Below are 4,565 nucleotides of genomic sequence, written 5' to 3' on the forward strand. Positions count from 1 at the left end.
ATATGTGATCTGAACCTGGGGGGAGGGGCAGATTAAGGGGTCGTCGCTTGGTTAGTTTGAGATATTTTGCACCTGCAGAGGATGTCCGGGATCTGGTCTCGGTATATTATCTGTTCGAATTGAACTCGCCCAAATTTGTTGACAATGAGCGTGCGGCGATTGCCCAGCTGCGGTTCATTTTGGAGGGTGATGGACAGCTCGGCTTTGCTAACGGGGCGTCATTTCCGGTCGCCGACGCCATGTTGGTGGGGCCATCAACCGGTGCGATGCGATTTGACGTCAATGGACCGTTCCGCATGTTTGGAGTCGGGATTTTGCCAAGAGGATGGGCAATTTCAACCAAGAAGTCTGCGGCTGATTTTTCAGATATGGCGGTTCCTGCAAGTGACGTATTCACGCACGAGATCCACAAGAATCTGGATGTGCTGCGGAGGTGCGAATCACCGGAGGGAATGGTGGCTTGGGCGGACAAGATATATCGAGATTTGAAAGTCCGGTTGAAACCGGAAACAGCGGCCTTCGCCAAAATGGTTGACGAATGGCTATCGTCGGAACCTTCGCCACCGGTCAGCAGCCTGATGGAGCGATCGACGCAAAGCTCGCGGCAGGTGCTGCGCATGGTCAACAAACTCTACGGCATGCCGCCCAAATATCTCGCCCGCAAATATCGGGCATTGCGGGCGGCCCGGGCCTATGCCGAGCATAATGAGGAAGAGCTGCTCGAGCTGGTCGATGCCTTTTACGACCAGTCGCACATGATCCGGGAAATAAAATTCTTTGCCGGCGTAACCCCGACCCAGCTGCGCGTGGGTGAAGGCGAAACCGCCCGGCTGATCGATCAGCGCGCTGATCTCAAGGGCAAGATTGCACCGCTGATTTCCGACACCTGACTGGAAGGACTGGAAGCATGTTCCTGTCCTTCCCATATCCCCGCAAGCCGCGCTATGCTTGCAATGGTGGATAAATGAGACTAAATCAGTCTTGTTTAGAGATTAACCCCTAGCGATTCGAGAAATATGCGTCTTTCCAACCTTGCTGATTATGCCGTTGTCCTGATGTCCGCCGCCGCGCGCCATTGTGGTGCTGCGCGGCTGGCAGAAGGAAAGCTCAACGCGGCAAAGCTCGCGCAGGAAACCGGTGTACCGCTCCCGACCGCGAAAAAGCTGGTCAGCCGCTTGACCGCCGCCGGTCTGTTCGAATCGACCCGCGGCATCGGCGGCGGCATCCGGCTCGCCCGGCCACCTTCATTGATCAGCCTCGCCGATATTGTCGAGGCGGTCGAAGGCCCGCTGGCGATCACCAGCTGCACCATCGACGGCAATCATGACTGCCTGCTGGAAAGCGGCTGCACCGTCAAACCCCATTGGGGCGTGGTCAATCGCACGATCCGCAAGGCGCTGGACGATGTCAGTCTGGCGAGCCTGTCGGATTTGCCAGTCGCCCCCAAAATTCGAATAATGGAAAAAGCATGATGAGCGATAACGTCAAAACTTCAGACTATGATGCAGACCGCACGGAAATGAATGCCGAGGCGCAGGAAGCGGTCGACAAGGCGAGCAGCTATGAATTCGGCTGGTCGTCGGACATCGAACAGGATTTCGCGCCCAAGGGTCTGAACGAAGATACGGTTAGGTTCATTTCCGACAAGAAGGGCGAACCGCAGTGGATGCTCGACTGGCGCCTCAAGGCGTTTCGCCAGTGGCAAAAGATGGAAGCGCCGGACTGGGCCAAGCTCGACATTCCGATGATCGATTATCAGGACGCTTATTATTACGCCGAGCCGAAGCCGAAGGAAAAGCTTGGCAGCCTCGACGAGGTCGATCCTGAAATCCTGAGAGTCTACGAGAAGCTCGGCATTCCGATCGAGGAGCAGAAGGTTCTCGCCGGCGTCGAAGGCGCGCGCAAGGTTGCGGTCGACGCCGTGTTTGACAGCGTGTCGGTGGCCACCACCTTCCGCAAGGAGCTGGAAGATGCGGGCGTGATTTTCCGCTCGATCAGCGAGGCGATCAAACAATATCCCGATCTGGTCAAAAAATATCTCGGCAAGGTCGTGCCGATGCGCGACAATTATTTCGCGACGCTCAATTGCGCCGTGTTTAGCGACGGGACCTTTGTCTACATCCCCAAGGGCGTGAAATGCCCGATGGAGCTGAGCACGTATTTCCGGATCAACGCCGAAAATACCGGACAGTTCGAGCGGACATTGATCATCGCCGAAGAAGGCAGCTATGTCAGCTATCTCGAAGGCTGCACCGCGCCGATGCGCGACGAGAATCAGCTGCACGCTGCCGTGGTCGAACTGGTCGCGATGGATGATGCCGAGATTAAATATTCGACCGTCCAGAACTGGTATCCCGGCGACGAGAACGGCAAGGGCGGCATCTATAATTTCGTCACCAAGCGCGGCCTGTGCCAGGGCAAGAACAGCAAGATCAGCTGGACCCAGGTCGAGACCGGCAGCGCGGTGACCTGGAAATATCCGAGCTGCGTCCTGAACGGCGAGGGCAGCGTTGGCGAATTTTACTCGGTCGCGCTGACCAACAATTATCAGCAGGCCGATACCGGCACCAAGATGATCCACAACGGCAAGAACACCCGCTCGACGATCATCTCGAAAGGGATCAGCGCCGGTCACAGCGACAATACCTATCGCGGTCTCGTCCGCGTTGGGCCGAATGCGGAAAATGTCCGCAATTTCACCCAGTGCGACAGCCTGTTGCTCGGCGATCAGTCAGGCGCGCATACCGTGCCCTATATCGAGGTCAAGAATCCGACCGCGACGATCGAGCATGAAGCGACGACCAGCAAGATCAGCGACGACCAGATGTTCTATGCCCAGCAACGCGGCCTCGACGCCGAAGCGGCGGTGAGCCTGATCGTCAACGGCTTTGCCAAGGAAGTGCTCAAGGAACTGCCGATGGAATTTGCGGTCGAAGCGCAGAAATTGCTGGCGATCAGTCTCGAGGGGAGCGTGGGGTGATAGTGAAACGTGTAACGCACCTTCGTCATGCTGAACTCGTTTCAGCATCCATCGGGACCCAATCACAGCCGGTGAGTGCAGAGAAGTGGACCCTGAAACAAGTTCAGGGTGACGGATCGGGACCTGATTGAAAAGATCGCCAGCGCGCCTGTCCAAGATACATTCAAAGTATTCGTAATTGAAAAGAAAAAAAATGCTAAAAATTGAAAATCTCCACGCCACAGTCGGCGACACCGAAATCCTCAAGGGGCTTTCGCTCGAATTAAACGCGGGCGAAATCCATGCGATCATGGGCCCCAATGGTGCGGGCAAGTCTACGCTGGCTTATGCGCTGGGCGGACGGCCCGGTTATGAAGTGACCGAAGGCTCCGCCACATTTGACGGGCAGGATTTGCTCGCGCTCGATCCGCATAAGCGGGCCGCTGCGGGTATTTTCCTCGGCTTCCAGTATCCGGTCGAGATTCCCGGTGTCAGCAATCTGCAATTCTTGCGCGAAAGCCTGAATGCACAGCGGCTGGCGCGCGGCGAAGAGCCGCTCAATGGCGCGGAGTTTATCAAACTCGCCAAGGAAAAGGCAGCGCTGCTGAAGATGGACATGGATATGCTCAAGCGGGCGGTCAATGTCGGTTTTTCCGGCGGCGAGAAGAAGCGCAACGAGATGGTCCAGATGGGCATTCTCGATCCCAAGCTGGCGATCCTCGACGAGACCGACAGCGGCCTCGACATCGACGCGCTGCGCACCGTCGGGAACGGAATCAATTCGATCATGCGCAAACCCGACAAGGCGGTGCTGCTGATCACCCATTATCAACGCCTGCTGGAGATTGTCGAACCCGATTTTGTCCACGTACTGGCCGATGGCCGGATCGTGAAGACCGGCGGGCCGGAACTGGCGCTGCAGCTGGAGAATGAAGGCTATGAAGCGATAGCGGAGGCGGCATGATGACCGCTGGTATCCTCTTTCCGTTAGCCCTGAGCTTGTCGAAGGGCGCCTTTCGTCGAGAAGCGTGGTTCGACAGGCTCACCACTAACGGTGTGTCGTCATGAACGCTCCGCTCCCCACCCGCCGCGACGAGGCTTGGCGCTATGCTGACCTCAAGGCACTCGAAACCGTCTGGCCGACGCTGACCGGACCGGAGCATATCCATGTTCCGGCTGGCGAAACCATCTCTCGTCAGATCGTCGAATTGCCGGTTGTCGATGGCGTCGGCGTGGTCGATCTTGATGTCACCATTGGCGACAATGCCACGTTCAAAATCCACTTGCTCGCACACAATGCCGATTATGGCCGGATTCAGGTCAAGGCGACGCTCGGCAACGGCTCCCATTTTGAACTGGGCGGCGCGATCCTGGGCAATGGTTCGCAGACGCTGGAAATCGTCACCGAAACCATCCACGCCGAGCCCAATGCGACCTCCAACCAGGTGGTGCGCTCGGTATTGGCAGGCAAGGCGACGGGCAGTTTTCTCGGCAAGATCAATGTTGCCCGCCATGCCCAGAAAACCGATGCGGCGCAGTCGGTCAAGGCGATGCTGCTCGATCGCGGCGCGACCGCGAACGCCAAGCCCGAGTTGGAAATTTTCGC

At 57.3% G+C, this 4,565-nt stretch carries 5 protein-coding genes; all 5 read left to right on the forward strand.

The genetic code is table 11. The features are described from left to right. Positions 1 to 47 precede the first annotated feature (47 nt). Positions 48 to 890: a DUF6597 domain-containing transcriptional factor gene (locus V7665_RS12205; protein WP_335664809.1), complete on the forward strand. Its 843-nt coding sequence runs from the start codon at positions 48 to 50 to the stop codon at positions 888 to 890. A 126-nt stretch (positions 891 to 1,016) separates the two neighbouring features. After that, on the forward strand, positions 1,017 to 1,472 hold the full coding sequence (locus V7665_RS12210; RefSeq protein ID WP_335664810.1) for an SUF system Fe-S cluster assembly regulator: 456 nt from the start codon (positions 1,017 to 1,019) through the stop codon (positions 1,470 to 1,472). Then, a complete protein-coding gene (sufB, locus tag V7665_RS12215; protein ID WP_442955225.1) occupies positions 1,469 to 2,980 on the forward strand; it encodes a Fe-S cluster assembly protein SufB in 1,512 nt (503 codons plus the stop codon). Before V7665_RS12210 ends, sufB begins: the two co-directional genes overlap by 4 nt. Positions 2,981 to 3,173: 193 nt before the next feature. After that, positions 3,174 to 3,923, forward strand: coding sequence for a Fe-S cluster assembly ATPase SufC (gene sufC, locus V7665_RS12220; protein WP_335664811.1), 750 nt, complete (start codon positions 3,174 to 3,176; stop codon positions 3,921 to 3,923). Positions 3,924 to 4,023: 100 nt separating this feature from the next. Further along, positions 4,024 to 4,565 (forward strand): SufD family Fe-S cluster assembly protein (locus tag V7665_RS12225; RefSeq protein ID WP_335664812.1); only part of this gene is annotated, 542 nt, incomplete at its 3' end.

Source organism: Parasphingorhabdus sp. (genome assembly GCF_036964675.1).
Lineage (GTDB): Bacteria > Pseudomonadota > Alphaproteobacteria > Sphingomonadales > Sphingomonadaceae > Parasphingorhabdus.